The 260-nt window shown below is 27.3% G+C and carries 1 protein-coding gene; it reads left to right on the forward strand.

Features of this window, described 5'->3' with window-relative positions:
- A partial coding sequence (locus SB717_RS37190; protein WP_410908120.1) for a HesB/YadR/YfhF family protein occupies positions 1-195 on the forward strand: 195 nt, incomplete at its 5' end.
- Between the last annotated feature and the right edge of the window lie 65 nt (positions 196-260).

Raw genomic sequence — 260 nt, forward strand, 5'->3', positions numbered from 1 at the left:
GGGGATAGTTCAATTCAGCCCGGATATTCTTTAGGGGTTGTTGCTGAGAAACCAGAGGGGGAAATAGTGTCAGTTGAGAAGGAAGGTATTATATTTTTTGTAGATTCTGATGATCTTTGGTATTTTCAAAACTATGATTTATTTGTAAGTTATCATGAGGAGATGGAAGAAATTCAATTTAATTATGTAAAATAATAACTTTATTAAAAATGAATAAGTTTTATATAAAAATTATATTTAAGAGATAGTGAAATAAATAT

This window comes from Priestia sp. SIMBA_032 (assembly GCF_046535215.1).
Lineage (GTDB): Bacteria > Bacillota > Bacilli > Bacillales > Bacillaceae_H > Priestia > Priestia aryabhattai.